Raw genomic sequence first — 20,870 nt, forward strand, 5'->3', positions numbered from 1 at the left:
AACTATTATATATAATGAAATAAAAATTATTATTAATATTACCATATATAATAGTATAATATTATTGTTATTCTGTTTATAAAATAAAATTTAATAAATTAAGAGCAATACTTAGGGAGGATAAAAATGTCATTGAATATAGTATTAGTAGAACCAGAAATACCTCAAAATACAGGAAATATAATAAGAACTTGTGCAGCAACAGGTTCAACTTTACATTTAGTAAAGCCATTAGGTTTTTCATTAGATGATAAACACCTAAAAAGATGTGGGCTTGACTATTGGGATATAGCTGATATACAATATTACGATAGCTTTGAAGAATTACAAGAAAAGTATCCAAACAGCAAATACTTTTTTTCTACAACAAAGGCTAAACAGTCACATTCAGATGTGAAATATGAAGAAAATTGTTTTATAGTATTTGGTAAAGAAACAAAGGGATTACCAGAACCTTTGTTGAAAGCAAATATGGATACTTGTATCAGAGTACCTATGTTAGATGTTGAAAAAGCTAGGTCACTAAATTTATCAAACTCAGTTGCTATAGTAGTGTATGAAGCTTTGAGACAAATAGGATACCCTAATATGAGGTAGTTTAACAAGCCTAAATGAGAAAGGAGCATACTTAATGAAAAATCTAAAGATAATCTGTGACAGTTTATCGGACGTGCCAAAAGATTTGTTAGATAAATATGATATAGATATTGTCTCGTTAACAGTTATATTAGAGGAAAAAGAATATAAGGATAGAATCGATATATCTGGAGATGAATTTTATAAAAAGCTTAGAGAAGAAAATGTATATCCAAAAACTTCTCAGGCTACTTATGCCCAATTTAAGGAAGTGTTTGAGAAGTATACTAGTGAAAATAGAGAGATACTTTATATAGCAGGTTCTGCCACAGCCACAGGGACGTATCAAAGTGCTGTAATGGCAAAGAATGATGTAGAAGGTAAAATATATACATACGACTCTAACTTGCTTTGTATGGGAACTGGTTTACTTGTAATAAAAGCAGGAGAACTTGCAAGTGAAGGAAAGTCTATTGATGAAATATTGCCTGTTTTAGATGACTTAAAAGAGAAAGCTTTTGTTATATTCTCAGTAGATACACTAGAATATTTACAAAAGGGAGGAAGAATATCATCTACTAAAGCAGCAATAGGAAGCATATTAAATATAAAACCTATTTTAGAGATAAAAGATGGACTAGTATCTCAAATATCTCAAGTAAGAGGAAAGAAGAATGTAATTTCTAAGATGATGGATTTGATAAAATCAAATTGTGGGGATGATTTATCAGACCAAATTGTGTATATAGGATATAGTGATGATTTTAAGGAAAAAGAACAATTATCTAAGGTTATGGAAGAGGAATTAAGACCTAAGGAAATTAAATTTTTCCAAATTGGTGTGTGTATAGGTGCACATGCTGGACCTGGTGTCACTGGTATCATATGTTTAAAAAATAAATAATATTTTTATTTAATGGTTATTTATTTTTTATTAGATTAAGATAAAATATTAAATATTGATATGCTAAATTGGACTTGTTTAGAGAAAATTAAGCATTGATATATTAGATTTAGTTTTTAGGGAAGTGTGTAAATAGATAAGAATCTATTGCACACTTTTTTATAGTAAGATTTATTGTAAAGAGTTTAAAACATGAATGTAAATTATATATAAAAGATTTGTAAATAGGATATAAAAATGTCATGAAGGTATAAGGAGTGAAATTTGATGCGTTTAAAAAGAGTATTAATATTGATATTAACAGTAGCAATGACAGCTGGGATGTTGGTTGGATGTAGCAATAATCCTAGTAATAATTCTAGCTCTAACAAAGATAATAAAAACAATATAACTGACAAAAATAATTCTAAAAAATCTATATCTATGATATTGGATATTGAAGGAACAAACAATGAAGTTATGAATAATGCTGCTTTATTGGCATTAAACAATGCTAAAAAGAAACTTAATATAGATACAAATAAAGTGGAATCAGACGATTCATCAACTTTCTCTAATAGTATAGATATTTTATGTAATGACAATCAAGATTTAATTATAGCTGTAGGAGCTAGGTTTGCAAAACCATTGGAGAAGATAGCTAATAAATATCCAAAGCAACAATTTGCAATTGTAGACTATGAATATGACAAGCAACCTTCTAATATAACTTCAATTTCTTATGAAGATAACAAATCTGGATATTTGGCTGGATTAATTGCTGGAAAGATGACTGAAAGTGATAAGGTTGGTTTTATTGGTGGAACAAAGGGCTCTAGTAGAGATAAATTTGAAGCAGGTTTTAAAGAAGGTATTAAATCTTCTAATAGCAGTATAAAAAATGTTTCGGTTGAGTATGCAGATGTTTTTAAAGATAGTAAATCAGCTGAATCTATAGCCAAAAAAATGATGGATAATGGAGTAGATGTTATTTTCTCTACTACTGAAGACGATTCAAAAGCTATAATAAATGCAGTTAGAGCAAAAAATAAAAAAGTTATAGCTACTAATAAAGACCAACATGATTTGGCTCCAGAAAATGTTATAAGCTCTATTGTAAAAGATTTTGAAAATCCAATTTATAATCTGATACATAGTTTTGTAAAGGAAAATTATAAAGGTGGAGAAGTTATAGAAAATACAGTTAAGTCTGGAAGTACTGGACTTGCTCCAAATAGCTCTCAAAATGTTCCTCCAGATGTGTTAGAATATGTTAATAAGAACAATAAATAATCTATAGAGACTTCATGTTCTATATCAGGGAGTGAATTTTGTGAAAATAAAAAGGCTATTGATGCTCTGCTTTGTTGTAGTGTTTACAATTTTTATATTAGCTATATGTAACTTTGATTTTGGATTTGATAAAGTAAATAAAGGTAATTCTAATATAAATAGTGCTAAATCTAAACAGAGTGAGTCTAAAAGTGTGTCAACCTCATCAAATAAAGATAAAGGAAATAAAGATAAATCAAATAACAAAAGTAACAATGAAGAAGAAGATATAAAAGAGGATGATTCTTATGTGAGAAAGACTGTTGGCGTATTATTAGACACTGAAAACTTAAATAATGAATCATATAATAATAATGTACTATCAGCTCTAAAAAGAGCTGATAAAGATTTTGATATTAGAATAAAACTTGAAAAACCAAAGACTTCTAAGAATTTTAAAGAAAGTATAGAAAAACTACATAAATCTGAACCAGATTTGATAATAGCAGTCGGAGCTAGATTTGCAGAGTTAATTAAAGAAGATGCTACCAAATATCCAAAACAACAGTTTGCAATAGTTGACTATGCCTATAAAGTTCAACCTGCTAATGTAGTTTCAGTATCATTTCAAGATAATTCTACTGGATATTTGGCAGGTCTTATTGCAGGTAAAATGACTGATACTGGTAAAGTAGGTTTTATAGGAGGGATTGAAGGGTCTAGTAGAGACAAGTATGAATCTGGATTTAGGAAAGGTATCAAAACTTCAAATAAAAATGCTGAGCTATTAGTTAAATATTCAAATGTATTTGAAAATCCTGAATCAGCTAGAACTATTGCAAAAGAAATGAGAGATTCTGATAGAGATGTCGTATTCTCAGCTACAGAAGATGATAGTAAAAGAGCTATTCAGGTAGCAAGAGAAAATGGTGGTAAAGTTATAGCTATTAATAAAGACCAATACGATATGGCACCAAACAATGTAATAAGTTCAATTATAAAAGATGTGGAACAACCAGTCTATGAATTAATAAAGAATGTTATAAAAGATGGTTTTCATGGAAGTAAAGTAATGGAATTTAAAATAAAAGATGGAGAAATAGGATTGACTCCAAAGAGTAGTAGAAATATACCACCAGATGTTTTAGAGTACATAAAAAAAGAGTATAACAAAGTTAAAGATACATATTAATTATTGTTTTAAGAGTTTCTAAAAATACACTTTTTAGGTGTAAATTAATTATAGAAAAGTCTAATAATAGGTGTGTTAGCAGAAAAATTCTGCTACACACTTTATTTATTTCAAATAAAAAATTTATCAAAAAAAAGAAAAAGGAGTAAAAAATGGAATTTACAAGAGAGCCATTTATACTAGATGACGATTTGTGTCTAGCTTTGGTGGACAAAAGAATTAGTTATCTAATGGAAAATGAATTAAAATTAAGAAATATAGAGATAATAAAAACAATAGAATGTAAAGAATTATATGAAAGCATAAAATATCACCCAGATATATGTATTTGTAATTTAGGAAAAGGAGATATAATTGTTGCGCCGAATGTATATAATCAATACAAAGAGTTATTAAGTAGATATAAATTTAATATAATTAAGGGAGAAGCTAATTTATTAAATAGATACCCTTATGATATACCTTACAATATTGCTATAGTTGGTGACTATGCTATACATAACTTTAAGTACACTGACAAAGTAATATTAGATTATATTGAAAATAATAAACTTAAAAAGATAAATATAGAGCAGGGCTATTCTAAATGCTCAATCTGTATAGTAGATAAAACATCTATAATAACATCAGATAAAGGTATTTGGAAAAGCATGAAGAATACAGAAATAGAGTGTTTATTAATAGAAAAAGGTCATATAAATTTATTTGAGATGAATTATGGATTTATAGGTGGATGTACAGGGTTAATTTCTAAGGATAAACTAGCTTTTTGTGGAGATGTTAAAAAACATCCTGACTATGAACGTATAAAAAGTTTTGTAGAAAGTAAAAACAAGGAGATAGTTACACTTAGCTGTGAGAATTTACTAGATATAGGTTCTATAGTTCCTCTCATGACAAGAAAGGAGCGATAACTTTGGTTGAGAAGGATAATATTTCTTCTATGAAATTTTTGAGGAATAATAATGTAAACGATAGATTAATATATACGAATGACATTGTAGAAGTAGTAATAGATTCTGCAAAGCAAGAAGTATTAAATAAAAAAATACTTAATGGTACTAAAACTGAACAAAGAGCTCTAAATATTGATGAAATATCAACAGAAATAACTAGTATGATAATAAGTATAATGAAAGAGAAACTTTTAAAAGAATACATTCTAAAATGCTATGGGCGTACATATCCTGAAGATAAAAATAATATATACATATATTCACTAAACATATTTGCTAAAAAAGAGATTTTTATGAGAGAAACAGTATTTACAAGGGTGAGAAATTATATAGAGGAAAATGATTTTATAAATGTTGAAGGTTTTATTAGATTTAGGATGCGAGAATTTATGAAATATATTTCTGCTATAGGTGATATTGCAGTTGAGGAGTATTTAATAAAGAAAGACCAAGATGAGTTTATAAGAGTCTTAAAATACTTTATAGATACACAAGAAGAGAAAATTGATTTGCTAAAAGTTCATATAATGGAAGACAATACATTTATTCTATACGATAAAAATGGAAATAAAATAGACAGCATAGATGATGAAGAAATCATAAATATGGTAATAAGAGAGAATTTAAACTATGAGGACTTTTTAATAAGTACCTTATTAACTTTGTGTCCTAAAAAAATAGAAATATTAGATTTATTAAATAATAATTGCTCAAAAGAAATTATAGATACTGTAGAGGCAATCTTTGAAAATAAAGTTAGTATAATTATGGAGAGTTAGAAACTAAAGATATAAAACTAAAAAAATTCTTTTTAAATCGACACAAAAGACTTATAATTGTATATAAAGCTATAATATAGCTAGGCTATTAACTGTAAAAAATATCTACTGATTAAGTGTAATATAGCTGAAAAATATACAATTGATAAGGAGAAATTTTATAATGGATAATTTAATTAGGATACTGATATTAGCTGTTATTGGTGGATTTATAGGTTACGTTACAAATGTAGTTGCTATAAGACTAATATTTAGACCAATAGAGCCTATTAAAATACCTATTTTTAATATAGAAATAGTAGGACTTATACCAAAGAGAAGAGCAGAAATAGCAGCCAATGTAGGAGAAATAATTCAAGAAGAATTTCTTTCTATGGACGAAATACTTGCAAATATCATTACTGACGAAGATAAGGAAGAAGTTGTAAGATACATAAAAGCAAGGGTGAAAATTATAATACATGAGAAAGTCTCATTTATACCAAGTGGCATAAAAAACATGATACAAGACTATCTAGGAGAGATAATTGAGTCTGAAGTTAAACAAAGTATAGATGAATTGAGTAAAAATATAATAAATAAAGCAAATGAACGTATAGATATACAAAAAATGGTCGAAGATAAGATTAATGAACTAGATTTATATGAATTAGAAGATATAATAATAAAAATAGCTAAAAAAGAATTAAAGCATATAGAGTTTTTAGGTCTTGTTTTAGGTTTTTTAATAGGTATAGTTCAAGGATTAGTTACTATATTTATTTAAATATACAACAATTAGCTATTGTATTTAAGTATACAAAAACTAAAAATTAACTTAAATAATAATTAATTTTAGTATTTATCTAGTCATATCTATCATGCATGTAGATATATTTTAAAAATTTAAAATTGGTGAAAATATTATAATATCACTATAAATAAAAAGATTAAATTAATATAAAGATATTAGAATATTGATTTAGAGTTGATTAAGATGAAAAATAATGGGTAATTATTATATTACATTAATGTTGATTGATGTATAAGTATCTGTTATAATGAAAATATATTAAAAATTATAGTGTTGAAGAGGAAGAGTAGAGTAGAAACCATTCTCAGAGAATTTGGGTCTATGGCTGAGAGCCCATGTAACAGGTCTATTTGAAAACTACCTTGGAGCTGAGTTTATTAGCAGTATTTGTATTTATACTATATGTGAAAGTGCTCGGGTGACGACCTTATAGTCATCAAGAGGGTTGTATATACTTGTATACACCAACTTGGGTGGAACCGCGAATTAATATCGTCCCAAACATATTTGGGGCGATTTTTTATTACAAAAAATCTAAAAATTATTTCAATAAGGAGGAAAAAACAATGATTAAAGTTGCTTTAAAAGATGGCTCAATAAAAGAATTTGAAAGTGCTATTTCTGTTATGGATGTAGCAAAATCCATTAGTGAAGGATTAGCTAGAAATGTGGTAGCAGCATCTGTGAACGGAGAGGTTGTAGGTATGGACCACATTATAGATACTGATTGTGACTTAAATTTATTTAAGTTTGAAGATAAAGAAGGTAAAGAAGTTTTTAGACATACATCAGCACATATATTAGCTCAAGCTATAAAGAGACTTTACCCAGAAGCAAAACTTGCTATAGGACCAAGTATAGAAAATGGATTCTACTATGATATAGATTTAGACCATAGATTAGTTCCAGAAGATTTAGAAAAAATAGAAGCTGAAATGAAAAAAATAGCTAAAGAAGATTTAAAAATAGAAAGATTTGAACTTCCTAGAAATGAAGCTTTAGAGCTTATGAAAGAACAAGGAGAAGACTATAAGGTAGAACTTATATCTGATTTACCTGAAAGTGAAATAATATCTTTCTACAAGCAAGGTGATTTTACTGATTTATGTAGAGGACCACATTTACCATCTACTAAAAAAGTTAAAGCTGTTAAATTACAAAGTGTTGCAGGTGCATACTGGCGTGGCGACGAAAAAAATAAGATGCTTCAAAGAATCTATGGAACTTCTTTTGAGAAAAACAAAGATTTAGAAGAGTACTTACATTTATTAGAAGAAGCTAAAAAGAGAGACCATAGAAAATTAGGTAAAGAATTAGGCTTATTTATGATACCTGAAGAAGGTCCTGGATTCCCTATGTTCTTACCGAAAGGTATGGAACTTAAAAATGAGTTATTAAAATTCTGGAGAGAAATACACAGAAAAGCTGGATATATTGAAATAGAATCTCCAATTATATTAAATAGAAAATTATGGGAGACTTCAGGTCACTGGTATCATTACAAAGAAAATATGTATACAGTTAAAATAGATGATGAAGATTATGCTATAAAACCTATGAACTGTCCTGGAGGATTAATTTACTATAATTCTCAACTACACTCATATAGAGATTTCCCAATGAGAGTTGCAGAGCTTGGTAGAGTTCATAGACATGAGTTATCTGGTGCATTACAAGGGTTAATGAGAGTTAGAGCATTTACTCAAGATGATTCACATATATTCATGTTACCAGAACAAATAAAGGATGAAATAAAAGGAGTAGCTAACCTAATAGATGGTATCTACAAAACTTTTGGATTTGAATATAACTTAGAGTTATCTACAAGACCAGAAGATTCTATGGGAAGCGAAGAAGAGTGGGAAGCAGCAGAAAATGGATTAAGAGAAGCTTTAGAAGAATTAGGTCTACCATATACTATAAATGAAGGTGATGGTGCATTCTATGGTCCTAAGATAGACTTCCATCTAAAAGACTGTTTAGGAAGAACTTGGCAATGTGGTACTATCCAATTAGATATGCAACTTCCAAGACAATTTGATAACACTTATATCGGACAAGATGGTGAAAAACATAGACCAGTTATGATTCATAGAGTTGCTTTTGGTAGTATAGAAAGATTTATAGGTATATTAATAGAACATTATGCTGGTAAATTCCCAGTTTGGTTATCTCCAACTCAAGTTAAGATACTTCCTATATCTGATAAATTTATGGATTATGCAAATGAAGTTAAGAAAGAGTTATTTGATAAGGGTATAAGAGTTGAATTAGATGACAGAGCTGAAAAAATTGGATTTAAGATAAGAGAAGCTCAGCTTGAAAAAGTTCCATACATGTTAATAGTAGGTGAAAAAGAAGTTGAGGAGAATAATGTTTCTGTTAGATCAAGAGATAAAGGTGAAATAGGTAGCATTAAATTAGATGAATTTATAGCTAGTATTTCAAAAGAAATTGAATCAAGAGAAAGTATTATTCAAAACTAATATTTAAGATATTAAATAGATAAGATAAGTTAAATCGATATGTTGATAGGTAGAAATTAAACTTATAAAAAGATAAGTATAATTAGAGGTACAGTTAATCATATTTTTATGATAGTGTACCTCTAATTTTTTTTGTAGGTTATAATAATGTATTTATATGTCTGTTGATTTAAGGGTGTATAAAAGATGCTTAAATAATATATTCATATGTCTGCTAATTTAGATATGTATAAAAGATGTTTAAATTAATATATTTGCATGTGTATATTAATTTAAATACATATAAAAGATGTATAATTGTAAATAAAGATAGACTATATAAAATTAAATAAAGTTAGTTAAAGTTAGTTTATGCAAATAAATTTGAGATGCCTATAGTTAACTTTGGAGGTGTAATATGAATACAGATATTTTGTTTTTTAATCAAATAAATAAAGATAGTTTTAATTTAGTTGGTGGAAAGGGGTTTAATCTTGGCAAAATGACTAAGAAAAACCTACCTGTACCAGAAGGATTCTGTATAACAACAGATGCCTTTTACAAGTTCATAGAGCCATTAAAAGATAATGATTTATTTAAACAATTAGATAATGTGGATATTGATGACTTAGAAAAGGTTCAGGAGTTGACAAGTAGTATAAGGAATTTAATCATAGGAAAGTCACTTTCAGATAGTATAAAACAAAATATAAAAGAGGTTGTAGAAAGCATTGGAGAAGATGATTTCTATGCTGTGCGTTCTAGTGCAACAACAGAAGATTTGCCTGATATGTCTTTTGCAGGTCAACAAGATACATATTTAAATGTACATGGATTTGAAAACTTAATTGAAAATGTAAAATATTGTTGGGCATCACTTTATACTCAAAGAGCAGTCATATATAGAAAGAGAAATAATTTGAATGAAGATAATGTATTAATCTCTGTAGTGGTTCAGAAAATGGTAAATTCACAAAAGTCAGGAATAATGTTTACTGCTGACCCTATTAACAATAACTATAATCATTTAACTATTGATGCAGGATTTGGACTTGGGGAAGCTTTGGTAGGGGGATTAATAACTCCTGACTTATACAAAGTAAATAAAAAGGAAGACAAAGTTATAGCAAAAGAAATAAATACGAAGGAGCTAGCCATATACAGAAAAAATGATGGTGGTACAGAGCAAATTTTACTTGATAAAAATAGACAGAAAGAACAAGTACTTTCAGAACAAGAGATTTATAAGATAGCACAATTAGGACATGAAATAGAGAAATACTATCAGACTCCACAAGATATAGAATGGGCAATTGATGAGAGTGGAAAAATATATATTTTGCAAAGTAGAATGATAACATCTCTATATCCTAGAGTAGAAAATAGTAATATAAATGAAGAATCTCAGGTATATATATCAGCAAGTCATATTCAAGTAATGACAAAACCAATTAAACCTTTAGGTCTTGATATATTCAAGAGAATAATGCCTTTTGATAGAGTCGAAGAAGGTAGTAACTTCAAGATAATGAGTCAAGCTGGTGGTAGGCTTTATGCCAATTGTACAGAAATACTTAGATTACCAATAAGAAATAAGATAATCAAAGATTTAATTCCAAATGTAGACTATCTTGTAGCAAGTGCACTTGGAGAATATATTGAAAAATATCCTTTAAAGAAAAAACTTCCTTCTAAAACTACAGTAAAAATGGCAAGGGATTTAATAATACCTATCTTAAAAATATCACGTAAAAATTATACCTCTGATAAAAAGCCAGAAGCACTTGCAAGTTTAGTGGAGTTGAAAGAAAAACTTATTAATGATGTGTGTAGAAATATAAATGAGGGTGATGATTTATGTGAAAAGATTGTAATCGTGGAAGAGCTATTATCTGCTTTTATATTTAAATTAGCAAAGCAACTTATTCCAAATGTAGCTTCAGGAATTTTAAGTGATAGAAAACTTAGAAATATGCTTGAAGAATTAGATTTATTGTACTTAGAAGATAGTTTTGTAAGTGGATTAGAGGGAAATATCACTACTGAGATGGGATTAAGAGTGGGTGATTTAGCTGATTTAATAAGAAATAACCAAAAAGAGATTGATATATTAAATAGCAATCCTAAAGATGCTCATTTGTTGCTTTTAGAAAATGGCAGTGATGAATTAAAGCATGAGTTAAGTGATTTTTTAAGACAATTTGGTATGAGAGGGATTGGAGAAATAGATATAACAAATCCCCGTTATCAAGAAGATTTTACTCCAATAAGTATGTCTATATTAAATAATATAAATACATTGGAAAAAAATGAACATAGAGAAAAGTATCAGAAATTGATTGAAAAATCGAGTGAAAGTGAACGATTAATTTTGGAAGTTTATGAGAGGGAAGGTAAAGATGGTTTAGTAAAAAAAGTTAAGAATCATCTAAATAATATAAAGACCTTCTTGCCTTTACGTGAATATGGAAAATACATTATAGTTGGAGTATTTAATGAAGTAAGAAAAGTAATTGATGAAGTAGGGAACAAATTAGAAAAAGATAATTTGATTGATAATAGATATGATATATTTTATCTAAACCTTGATGAAATATACCAAGTATTAACTGAAAAAGTGAATTTTAAAGAAAGTATACAGTACAGAAAATTAGAGTATGATAAATATGAAAAACTGAATCCACCAAGGGTAATTACAAATGAAGGAGAGATATTCTCTGGTAGCTATTCAAAAGAGGGAATACCAGAAGGTGCATTTATTGGTATGCCAGTATCAGCAGGTATCTATGAAGGATACGCAAGAGTTATATTGAATCCAAATGATGACAGTTTAAAAAAGGATGAGATTTTGGTGACTAAATTTACAGACCCTGGTTGGACACCTCTTTTTGTAAATGCAAAGGGGTTAGTACTTGAGGTTGGAGGACTCATGACTCATGGTGCGATAGTATCTCGTGAGTATGGTATACCTGCTTTGGTGGGAGTAGAAGATGCTACAAGTATGATTAAAACAGGTGACTATTTAAGAATAGATGCCTATAAAGGATATGTCGAGATTATATGTAAATAGATTGGATTTACTAAAGTATTATAGGTGAGATGTGTACTATTGAAAATAAATAAGAAAACATAACATTATGATATATAAAAACACTTCTATAGGCATTTGATTTATCAATAAACAATAAATCTACCATAGAAGTGTTTTGATTTTAATAATAAATGTATTTTTGTCATAATAACAGAAGTATCTTGGTTGTGATAAACATTTTACCTAATTCTTGTTTTTTAGAATAGTTAAATTTCCACTTGTAGCACTTACATAGAAATTTGTAGCCCCATTTTTATAAGTGTATAAATCATCGTGACGATTCAATTCGAAGTCGCTATTTAAAGAACCAGAAATCTTATCAAAACTTAAAGAGAATCCTGGATTATCAGGAATAGACAAATCAATATTGGCAGAAGTAGTCTCACAATTTAGAGAAGACAACATTTTGTTAGATATAATTTTTGTATCACCTGAAGTTGATTCTGCTTTAATATCAGAAAGAGTTCCAGATACATCTATTCGTCCAGAAACTGTACTACAGATAAGACTTTTATTATTTATATCTTTTAAATTTATATCACCACTAGTTGTATCTAAATTTAAACTATCAATTTTGCCAGAAAGTTGTATTCCACCAGATGTTGATGTAAATGTAGCATCTTTACTATCTAATTTTGTTACATCAATATCACCACTAGTTGTATCTAAGTTTAATTTATTAATATTACCAGAAAGCTCTATTACGCCCGAAACTGTGCTAGCTTCCATTATATTACCTTTTATGTAAGTACTATATATATCTGCTGAAGTAGTAGACAAATTTATTTTATCATAAAGCTTATTAGGCAAATACAGTTCAAGTATTGTTGGTTTTGGAAGATTAATCCCAATAAAGAATTTTTTTGCTGAATTATCATCTATAGAAAGAGAATTTCCATCAACCTTTATTTTCGCAAGTTTTTTCTTTGAAAAATTAGAAGGAGTCTTTTGAATTAATTTGATTTTATTAGAATCGCTTTTCTTAATTCTAACTTCACCTGAAATCCAGTCAACATTAATATCATTTATGTTATCTGAAAAACTTTCACTTTTAGCTACTATATACTTATCATAGTTATATTTGGAATGTAAATTATTAAAAGAAAGATTAAAAGAATGTGAAAATATATTTCCTATAAGAAGAAGGATAAATACTATAGAAAGTGATATTGCAACAATACTCCATACTAAAATCTTTGTTTTTATGAGTTTTTTATTCATGTTTATCGTCCTCCTTTGATTCACTTAGTTGTATTATTCCTTTAATAATCTCAACACCAGCAGAACCTATTATGAATAGTATCCACGAAAAAGACCAAATTTGAAATAGCATACTTGTAATTAGATATATAGCAACTATTACAATCCAGTATGCACTTATGAATGACTTGTAAGCTGGATTTATATCATCATAATTTGTTTTAAATTCTTTGAATTCTTTTGTTGAAGTATCATTATATAGAGTATAGTTTGGTTTGGTCATTTGATTATAAACTAGTAGTCCTACTCCAATTGCTATTAATATAAGCATTAAAAGAATTCCTAGAGTTGGCTCTATACCAAAGCTCACAATTGAGACTACAAATAAGAAAGGGCTTATTATAAAAAGAGCAATTGCTATTGATGCTCTTAAGGCTCTTTTCTTTTTTTCCTCAATTAATTCAGAAGGTATAAAATATGGTTCTTTAACACTTTCAATTAATTCAGATAAATCACCAATTCCTGAGATTACCGAATTATATGCTTCTTGTTCTGTTTTACCATCTTGTATTTGGTCGTTGTATTTTTCTTTTAGATTTTCAAATAATTCATCTTTAAGTTCTTTAACTTTTTTGGTTTCATTAATTCCTGTAAAGCTATTATCAATATAAGTACGTATTTTATCTAACATATTTTCACCTCCTAAATTAATATGTCTATTAATGCTTTTGTGTTATCCCATTCTTCACGGCTTTTTATATATTTTTCTCTGCCTATTTTTGTTATAGAATAATATTTTCTTCTAGCTCCAGTAGCTTCATCTCCCCAATAAGAGGTTATTGCACCAGATTGTTCAAGTCTACGAAATGCTGTATATAGAGTAGCTTCTTTTAACTCATACAATCCATCGGTCTTTTCAAGTATAGATTTATTAATCTCATAACCATAACTGTCTTTTTCAAGTAAATGTTTTAAGATAATTGTTTCTGTATGACCTCTTATCATGTCAGATGCGATTGTCATGAGCATCACCTCCGATTAAATATATAATACTTTGATATACCTCGCCTGTCAAGGTATATCATGAGAAATTTTTTTACAGTGTTATTATAAGATTATAAGAATTCATATGAAAATAATGTAAAAATTTTATGAATAATATGTTTTATATTTAGTTTTAGATAAATTTATATAGTTATTACCTTAAAAAATGATAAAAAAATTAATTAAATTTAGCAAAATAAGTGATATAATTAAAAAAGAAAAGAAATATGGATTTATTTGGAATAATTTTGACAATCTATTTACTACACGTGTAGAGTCGTATATAATTAAATTATACGTAAAATATAAAAAACAATTTATCAATACGTTAGGAGAAAGTATTATGATAAAGTCAGGCTTATTTTGGAATATTTTCATTATGGTATCCTTTATAATAGAATGGTTTCTTTGTAAGAAAATGCTAGATTATACAAGTGAGCAAAAAATTTCTAATAGAAAAATAAATCTCTATATAGGTGGCATTATTATTTTTGCTAATATAATTTATTTTTTTGATGTGTCACCAAATATAAGAGTAATTATATCTGTGATGATTACTGTTGTATTTTACAAAACCTCATATGATGTGAGGTTTGTGAAGTCTATATTAATATCCTTAATCTACTGGATGTTATTAATTGCTACAGATGCTTTAAGTATATCTTTAACAGTTTGGCTTAATTCTATGGATGATATGAGTAAGATGGCAACAGGAGATATATACAGAATTGAGTCGATTGTATCTGGAAAGATGCTTTTGATTTTGGCTTTATTTTTATATAGAACACTAAAGATAAAATTGAATATAGAAATAAATAAAAAGACATTCTCTTATATAGTCATTCCAATAGTAGCGAATATAGCATCTTTTTTTATTATTTTTAAATACATATTTAATTCAAAGTCTGGTAGTGATATGCGTAATAGTCAATTTGTTATGATTTCTATTGTACTGCTTATATCAAGTATTATTTTAATCTTAATTGCTAAGAAGTTACAGCAATATAATACTTTAATGGTAGAAAATAATATGATTAAAAACGTTTTAAAATGTGAAAGTGAGTATTATGAAGATATAGAAAAGAAATATCTAAAGACTAGATTATTAAGTCATGATATGAAAAATCATCTATTGTGTATAAATGCCATGATTAAAAAAGGAATTGATGTTACTTCATATTTAGATAATCTACAGGGTGAAATCAATGGCAATAACTTATTTTTTAATACTGGTAATTTCATATTAGATAGTATCTTAAATGAAAAGAAAGAAATTTGTGATAAAAATAATATAGAACTAAAAACAGGAATAAATTTTAGCTATTGTGAAGCTATTGAATTAGTAGATGTATGTCATATATTTTCTAATATTTTAGATAATGCTATTGAAGCATGTAATAAAATAGACAATGGAAATAGAGCAATTTGTATTAAAGGTGATGTCATGCAAAATTTTTATCTAATAAGAGTGGAAAATACTAAGGTAAATGAGATTATTACTAAAAATGGAGACATTATGACAGATAAAATAGGTCCTTTTCATGGTTTTGGAATAAAGAGTATAAAAAACTCTGTAAATAAGTATGGTGGTAATGTTGTAATTGAATATGATGATAAAAAATTTGTAGTTAAAATTGCTATACCACTTAAAAATGTAAAAAAAATAGTTAATCATGTAATTTAATATATATAGATAAAGTCTATAATTTTGCGTACATATTGAAATTATTTATTACTTATTAAAATTTTTCAAAGTTGGGATATTATACATATTATAAATGGGGCATATTAATAAGCTTAAGATAGTAAGCTTTTTATTGTGATAAATAAAAAAAGAAGTTGCATCAAAAATAGAAAAATTCTTTAAAGATGTAACTTCTATGGTATATGTATGAGAGGCTATATCGCCATTTCTGGGATTAAGCTTCTCATAGCTTCTATAGTTGTTTGAATAAGTTTATCAAGTTCCCAGCCAAGCATTTCTGCACCACTTCTTATAACATCTCGAGAACAGCCAGCAGCAAATGACTTGTCTTTAAATTTCTTTTTAACAGATTTTAATTCTAAATCAGAAACACTCTTTGAAGGACGCATTATTGCAGCAGCACCAATTAAACCAGTAAGTTCATCTACAGCAAACAATACCTTTTCCATAAATTGTTCTGGCTTGACATCTGAGCCAGTTAGTCCATACCCGTGACTTACAGTAGAATCGATTATCGATTTATCTAAATCAAGCTCTGTCATTAATTCTCTTTGCTTAACACAATGCTCATCAGGATACATTTCAAAATCTAAGTCATGTAAAAGTCCAACTACTTCCCAAAATTCTACTCTCTCAGGGTCATATTCTTTTGCATAGTATCTCATAACTCCAGATACGACTTGAGCGTGTCTTATATGAAATTCTTCCTTATTGTATTTTTTTAGTATTTCCCATGCTTGTTCTATATTTGGCATGTAACTCATTTTTATCACTCCTCTAGCTGAATATTTTGAATTTTTATAAAGTTTATTTTCCATTGATTATATCAATCAATTTCCAATACGTCAACACACTGATACACAATTTTGCATGTAAATTCAGAAATTAGTGAAAATTAAATTTTTATACTTAATTTTATGTTAAAATCTCTATATTTAGATTCTGTGTATCTAAAGTTGTGCATCTAAAGTTTTTCATTCTTCAATGTTATCTTTGATATAAATGCTATAAGTAATGTAATAAATCCGACTCCTATTATAATAACATACACTTTATCTGATAATAAATCGAAAAGTCTGCCATATATAACCTGACCAAGGGGCATTGCGATTGATGTCCCTGCAAAAAGAATAGCCATAACTTTTCCTAGAAGTTCATTTGGAGTTTTTAATTGTATGATTGTTATAGAATATATTGAGACAAGAGTCGTTGTAAAAAATATTAGCATAGAGGATACAATAAAGATTAAAAATGGAACTGGAAATCCTGTATTTAATATAAATGGGTATACTGAAAATGCCATTGGTATAAATATAAGTGCACATATGATAAAACAAATATGTAAATTAGTTATTTTCAGATGTTTTGAGAAAATACCAATACTAACAGCAGCTATTAATGAACTCAAAGAGATTGCTCCTTCTGCTATACCATATAGAAAGTTATTAGCTTCCATAGTTATTTTCACTATATAGGGGATACCTACAATTAGCATAGAACTTAAAACTAGATTTATTGACATTGCTAAAAAAAGTATTTTTAATGTAAACCTATTTTCCTTACATATATGGATAATACCACCTTTTATATCAATAAATATGGTTTTTATAATGTTGTAAGTTTGTTCCTGTTTAACAAAAGAAATCTGTATAAACATCTCCATAATCGCGGATAAAAAGAAACTTATACAACTGATAACGACAATTGCATTAATACCAATAATACCATACAAAACACCTCCTAATACAGGTCCTGCTATATTTGTAAGAGAGGCAGCTCCAGCTACGATACCATTTGCATTTATTAAATGTTCATTGTCTACTAAAATGGGTGTACTTGACTGAACTGTTGGTTGATACATTGTGCTTATGACTGAAAGTATGGTCATAATAATTCCTACAAGCAGTATTGAACCATTATCATTAAATAAGAAGAGTGATAAGATTAGTACTGCAATACTACTTGAAAAATCAAAAATAACCATTAAGTTTCTTCTGTTGAATATATCTGCAATAGCTCCACCAATAGGGGAGAATACTATAATTGGGATTGAAGATACTGCAAGTATTGTAGCAAATATTTCTGCTTTACCAGTCATATCAAGTATGTAGAGGGATAAAGCAAACTTGAGGATTGATGCACCAAATAATGAAATTATTTGACCTAAGACCATTAAGTTAAAATTTTTATTAAAAGTATTTAATGATTTTACCATATATACACCTACCTATCTAAGATTATCAAAATATTTATAATAATCGCTATGACAGCAATGACTATAAGGAAATTCTTTCTTATTTTAATACCTAATATTATTATAAATGCAGAAAATATTATAGATAAGATAGAATAGAATGGCATAAGTTCACTGCTAGGGTCTATTAGTTTTGTGTGGATATTTAGTTTATCATTTATTTTGTAAATAATATCATTTAGTTTTTGTATTAGTTCAATCATATTACCCCTCCTAGTTATAAAGAAATGTTTAAAAAATTTATTTTAAATTATTACTCAAGTATGTGTTCTACAAGATTGTCTACCATAAAATCAAACACCTCAATGTAGTCATATCCAATATCTTCTTTTAGCAATAGACTTGACAGTAGGGCATTGCAAACACCAAAGGCTTTTTCTTTATCTATTTTTAACTTGAGATTATATCTTTCAATTAAGTTGTAAAAACTCTGTACATTGTTATATTCAAGTTCTGAAAGCATCTCTTTAGGTATCTTATTTAATAAAGAGATATAATCAGCATTATTTGGTGAATATAAGAATGGATTTTTATCATATAATCGATACAACATCTTTAAGGCTTTTGCGAAACCCTCTTTTTGAGGCATGTTACTTAAAATTTCATCTACTGATGATATAAGTTTGTTTTGAATTCCATTTAGTACTTCAAAAAATAACTTTTCTTTTGAATCAAAGAACGTATAGAAAGAACCTTTTGCAATTCCTGATTTTGAACAAAGTTCATCAATGTTAGTTTTTTTGTATCCATATTTAGACCAGTTAATTTCACATTCTGAAATTAGTCTTTTTCTAATATTATTTTTTTCTATTTCTGTAAAGCTTTTAGCCATATTTATCAATCCCTTCTAAAAATGTATGTTATCTATGACTTAAATAATATTTTAAGTCATAGATATATAGTATTATTCGTCTGTAAATTTGTCAAGCATTTTAAATAATACGATTTTAATTAATATAGAAAAACGTTAACTTGAAAATTTTTTTTAAGGTAAACGTTTATGAAGAAAAGAAATGTTTACATAACGAATAAATGGCTATAATTTAAATACACAAAGTTATATCAGAGAGAGGAATAAAAATATGTTTAATGAACTTAGAACAAAAGAAAATGTATATAAAAATTTAATAAATGGAAAATGGGTGGAATCTAATTCAAGAAAACCAATAGAAATTTACTCACCAATAGATAATTCTCTTGTTGGTAAAGTACAATCTATGACAAAACATGAAGTAGATGAAGCTATTGAAAATACAAAAGAGAGTATAAAGATATGGGCTGAAATGCCTGTATACAAGAGAGCGAATATATTCCATAAGGCTGCTGATTTATTGTTAGAAAATATGGATGAAATAGCAAATATATTGGTACTTGAAATAGCAAAAGATATAAAGTCTGCAAGAGCAGAAGTTGAAAGAACTGCTGACTTTTTAAGATACACAGCTGATGTAGGAAAAAATATGGAAGGTGAAGCTATTAGTGGCGATAACTTCCCTGGTGGGACAAGAAATAAAATGTCTTATGTTTCAAGGGTTCCATTAGGTACTGTTTTAGCGATATCTCCTTTTAATTATCCTGTGAATTTATCAATGTCAAAGATTGCACCAGCACTTATTGGTGGAAATGCAGTTGTATTAAAGCCTGCCACACAAGGAGCTATTAGTGCACTTCATGTAGTAGAAATTATGAGAAAAGCTGGGATACCAGATGGAGTACTTAATACTATTACAGGTAGGGGTAGCGAGATAGGGGATTATGTTGTAACTCATAAAGGAATTAATTTTATTAACTTTACTGGTAGCACTGAAGTTGGTCAACATATATCTAAAATATCTAAAATGGTACCATTATTATTGGAACTTGGTGGAAAAGATGCGGCTATAGTATTAGAAGATGCAGACTTGGATTTTGCAGCTAAGAATATAGTGTCTGGAGCTTATTCATATTCAGGTCAAAGATGTACAGCAGTGAAAAGAATCTTAGTACAAGAGAGTGTAGCTGATAAATTAGTGGAAAAGATAAAACCATTAGTGGAGGAGTTAACAATTGGAAATCCAATGGATGAAGTAGTTATAACACCTCTTATAGATAATAAAGCGACTGATTTTGTTCAAAGTTTAGTTGACGATGCACTACATAAAGGAGCAAAGTTAATAACAGGTAATGTCAGAAAAAATAATTTATTCTATCCAACATTATTAGATAATGTAAATGTAGATATGAAGATTGCTTGGGAGGAGCCTTTTGGTCCAGTACTTCCAATTATAAGAGTTAAAGACATAAATCAAGCAATTGAAATTGCTAATCAGTCAGAGTATGGGCTTCAATCATCAGTGTTTACAAGTGATATTGATAGAGCATTTTATGTTGCTGATAAGCTTGAAGTTGGAACTGTTCAGATAAATAACAAGACTGAAAGAGGACCAGACCACTTCCCATTCTTGGGTGTAAAGGCATCTGGTATGGGAACTCAAGGTGTTAAGTATTCAATTGAGGCTATGACTAGACCTAAGGCAGTAGTGGTAAATGTTAAAGAGTTATAAGTAAATGACTAGGAATAAATAAAATGATTATAGAAAGTAACTAAAATAATCAGAAATATAATAAAGTGGAGAATTAAATTCTCCACTTTATTTTTTAAACTTTCATTTTTTATGTAA

General features: G+C 28.0%; 18 protein-coding genes and 1 other annotated feature. Of the genes, 11 read left to right on the top strand and 7 right to left on the bottom strand.

All coding sequences use genetic code 11. The annotated features are described in order from the left end of the window. Nucleotides 1-126: 126 nt before the first annotated feature. The 9 genes from trmL to ACTG47_RS03060 all read left to right on the top strand — a co-directional run bounded on the left by trmL (nt 127) and on the right by ACTG47_RS03060 (nt 11,986). Entirely contained in the window at nt 127-597 is a 471-nt protein-coding gene (gene trmL / locus ACTG47_RS03020; RefSeq protein WP_003429657.1) for a tRNA (uridine(34)/cytosine(34)/5-carboxymethylaminomethyluridine(34)-2'-O)-methyltransferase TrmL, read from the top strand. 34 nt (nt 598-631) lie between these two features. Next, complete coding sequence (locus ACTG47_RS03025) at nt 632-1,480, top strand: DegV family protein (RefSeq protein ID WP_169466506.1); 849 nt, start codon at nt 632-634, stop codon at nt 1,478-1,480. 267 nt (nt 1,481-1,747) lie between these two features. Further along, nucleotides 1,748-2,752: a BMP family ABC transporter substrate-binding protein gene (locus ACTG47_RS03030; protein WP_479926053.1), complete on the top strand. Its 1,005-nt coding sequence runs from the start codon at nt 1,748-1,750 to the stop codon at nt 2,750-2,752. Nucleotides 2,753-2,792: 40 nt separating this feature from the next. Beyond that, nucleotides 2,793-3,923, top strand: coding sequence for a BMP family ABC transporter substrate-binding protein (locus ACTG47_RS03035; protein WP_479926054.1), 1,131 nt, complete (start codon nt 2,793-2,795; stop codon nt 3,921-3,923). Nucleotides 3,924-4,075: 152 nt separating this feature from the next. After that, the gene (locus ACTG47_RS03040; protein ID WP_169466512.1) at nt 4,076-4,837 is read left to right on the top strand and encodes a DUF6873 family GME fold protein; all 762 of its coding nucleotides are present in this window, start codon (nt 4,076-4,078) and stop codon (nt 4,835-4,837) included. Between the two features lie 2 nt (nt 4,838-4,839). Continuing rightward, entirely contained in the window at nt 4,840-5,658 is an 819-nt protein-coding gene (locus ACTG47_RS03045; RefSeq protein WP_169466515.1) for a putative sporulation protein YtxC, read from the top strand. A 163-nt stretch (nt 5,659-5,821) separates the two neighbouring features. After that, entirely contained in the window at nt 5,822-6,424 is a 603-nt protein-coding gene (locus tag ACTG47_RS03050; RefSeq protein ID WP_479926055.1) for a DUF445 domain-containing protein, read from the top strand. A gap of 291 nt (nt 6,425-6,715) precedes the next feature. Beyond that, nucleotides 6,716-6,954: a binding site (T-box leader), on the top strand. Between the two features lie 63 nt (nt 6,955-7,017). After that, entirely contained in the window at nt 7,018-8,937 is a 1,920-nt protein-coding gene (thrS, locus tag ACTG47_RS03055) for a threonine--tRNA ligase (RefSeq protein WP_169466519.1), read from the top strand. Nucleotides 8,938-9,334: 397 nt separating this feature from the next. After that, nucleotides 9,335-11,986 (top strand): phosphoenolpyruvate synthase, encoded by a 2,652-nt coding sequence (locus ACTG47_RS03060; protein ID WP_479926056.1) that lies wholly within the window; start codon nt 9,335-9,337, stop codon nt 11,984-11,986. 204 nt (nt 11,987-12,190) lie between these two features. Here ACTG47_RS03060 and ACTG47_RS03065 read toward each other — a convergent pair whose 3' ends face one another. The 3 genes from ACTG47_RS03065 to ACTG47_RS03075 are packed head-to-tail and all read right to left on the bottom strand — an operon-like array spanning nt 12,191 to nt 14,230. After that, on the bottom strand, nt 12,191-13,228 hold the full coding sequence (locus ACTG47_RS03065; RefSeq protein WP_479926057.1) for a DUF4097 family beta strand repeat-containing protein: 1,038 nt from the start codon (nt 13,226-13,228) through the stop codon (nt 12,191-12,193). Beyond that, nucleotides 13,221-13,898, bottom strand: coding sequence for a permease prefix domain 1-containing protein (locus ACTG47_RS03070; protein ID WP_479926058.1), 678 nt, complete (start codon nt 13,896-13,898; stop codon nt 13,221-13,223). The genes ACTG47_RS03065 and ACTG47_RS03070 overlap by 8 nt, the downstream gene beginning before the upstream one ends. A gap of 11 nt (nt 13,899-13,909) precedes the next feature. Next, entirely contained in the window at nt 13,910-14,230 is a 321-nt protein-coding gene (locus ACTG47_RS03075) for a PadR family transcriptional regulator (protein ID WP_169466527.1), read from the bottom strand. 364 nt (nt 14,231-14,594) lie between these two features. On the opposite strand from ACTG47_RS03075, the gene ACTG47_RS03080 reads away from it, so the two are divergent. Then, nucleotides 14,595-15,935, top strand: a complete 1,341-nt coding sequence (locus ACTG47_RS03080; RefSeq protein ID WP_479926059.1) for a sensor histidine kinase — start codon at nt 14,595-14,597, stop codon at nt 15,933-15,935. A 215-nt stretch (nt 15,936-16,150) separates the two neighbouring features. Here the strand turns inward: ACTG47_RS03080 and ACTG47_RS03085 are convergent, their stop codons facing one another. The 4 genes from ACTG47_RS03085 to ACTG47_RS03100 form a co-directional block, all read right to left on the bottom strand. Then, nucleotides 16,151-16,720 carry a hydrolase gene (locus ACTG47_RS03085; protein ID WP_169466531.1) on the bottom strand — a complete coding sequence of 190 codons (570 nt, stop codon included), beginning with the start codon at nt 16,718-16,720 and terminating at the stop codon, nt 16,151-16,153. Between the two features lie 200 nt (nt 16,721-16,920). Then, nucleotides 16,921-18,171: an MFS transporter gene (locus ACTG47_RS03090; RefSeq protein ID WP_479926060.1), complete on the bottom strand. Its 1,251-nt coding sequence runs from the start codon at nt 18,169-18,171 to the stop codon at nt 16,921-16,923. A gap of 8 nt (nt 18,172-18,179) precedes the next feature. Continuing rightward, complete coding sequence (locus tag ACTG47_RS03095; protein ID WP_479926061.1) at nt 18,180-18,413, bottom strand: hypothetical protein; 234 nt, start codon at nt 18,411-18,413, stop codon at nt 18,180-18,182. Nucleotides 18,414-18,463: 50 nt separating this feature from the next. Continuing rightward, a complete protein-coding gene (locus ACTG47_RS03100) occupies nt 18,464-19,042 on the bottom strand; it encodes a TetR/AcrR family transcriptional regulator (RefSeq protein ID WP_479926062.1) in 579 nt (192 codons plus the stop codon). A gap of 250 nt (nt 19,043-19,292) precedes the next feature. Here ACTG47_RS03100 and ACTG47_RS03105 point away from each other — a divergent pair, with 250 nt between their 5' ends. After that, nucleotides 19,293-20,753 (top strand): NADP-dependent glyceraldehyde-3-phosphate dehydrogenase, encoded by a 1,461-nt coding sequence (locus ACTG47_RS03105; RefSeq protein ID WP_479926063.1) that lies wholly within the window; start codon nt 19,293-19,295, stop codon nt 20,751-20,753. Nucleotides 20,754-20,870: the final 117 nt, after the last annotated feature.

This window comes from Clostridioides sp. LIBA-6622, from assembly GCF_056716095.1.

Bases quoted from the DNA above. Each gene is read 5' to 3' on its own strand.
- trmL (WP_003429657.1), top strand. From the start codon at position 127: ATGTCATTGAATATAGTATTAGTAGAACCAGAAATACCTCAAAATACA.
- ACTG47_RS03025 (WP_169466506.1), top strand. From the start codon at position 632: ATGAAAAATCTAAAGATAATCTGTGACAGTTTATCGGACGTGCCAAAA.
- ACTG47_RS03030 (WP_479926053.1), top strand. From the start codon at position 1,748: ATGCGTTTAAAAAGAGTATTAATATTGATATTAACAGTAGCAATGACA.
- ACTG47_RS03040 (WP_169466512.1), top strand. From the start codon at position 4,076: ATGGAATTTACAAGAGAGCCATTTATACTAGATGACGATTTGTGTCTA.
- ACTG47_RS03050 (WP_479926055.1), top strand. From the start codon at position 5,822: ATGGATAATTTAATTAGGATACTGATATTAGCTGTTATTGGTGGATTT.
- thrS (WP_169466519.1), top strand. From the start codon at position 7,018: ATGATTAAAGTTGCTTTAAAAGATGGCTCAATAAAAGAATTTGAAAGT.
- ACTG47_RS03060 (WP_479926056.1), top strand. From the start codon at position 9,335: ATGAATACAGATATTTTGTTTTTTAATCAAATAAATAAAGATAGTTTT.
- ACTG47_RS03065 (WP_479926057.1), bottom strand. From the start codon at position 13,228: ATGAATAAAAAACTCATAAAAACAAAGATTTTAGTATGGAGTATTGTT.
- ACTG47_RS03070 (WP_479926058.1), bottom strand. From the start codon at position 13,898: ATGTTAGATAAAATACGTACTTATATTGATAATAGCTTTACAGGAATT.
- ACTG47_RS03075 (WP_169466527.1), bottom strand. From the start codon at position 14,230: ATGACAATCGCATCTGACATGATAAGAGGTCATACAGAAACAATTATC.
- ACTG47_RS03080 (WP_479926059.1), top strand. From the start codon at position 14,595: ATGATAAAGTCAGGCTTATTTTGGAATATTTTCATTATGGTATCCTTT.
- ACTG47_RS03085 (WP_169466531.1), bottom strand. From the start codon at position 16,720: ATGAGTTACATGCCAAATATAGAACAAGCATGGGAAATACTAAAAAAA.
- ACTG47_RS03090 (WP_479926060.1), bottom strand. From the start codon at position 18,171: ATGGTAAAATCATTAAATACTTTTAATAAAAATTTTAACTTAATGGTC.
- ACTG47_RS03095 (WP_479926061.1), bottom strand. From the start codon at position 18,413: ATGATTGAACTAATACAAAAACTAAATGATATTATTTACAAAATAAAT.
- ACTG47_RS03100 (WP_479926062.1), bottom strand. From the start codon at position 19,042: ATGGCTAAAAGCTTTACAGAAATAGAAAAAAATAATATTAGAAAAAGA.
- ACTG47_RS03105 (WP_479926063.1), top strand. From the start codon at position 19,293: ATGTTTAATGAACTTAGAACAAAAGAAAATGTATATAAAAATTTAATA.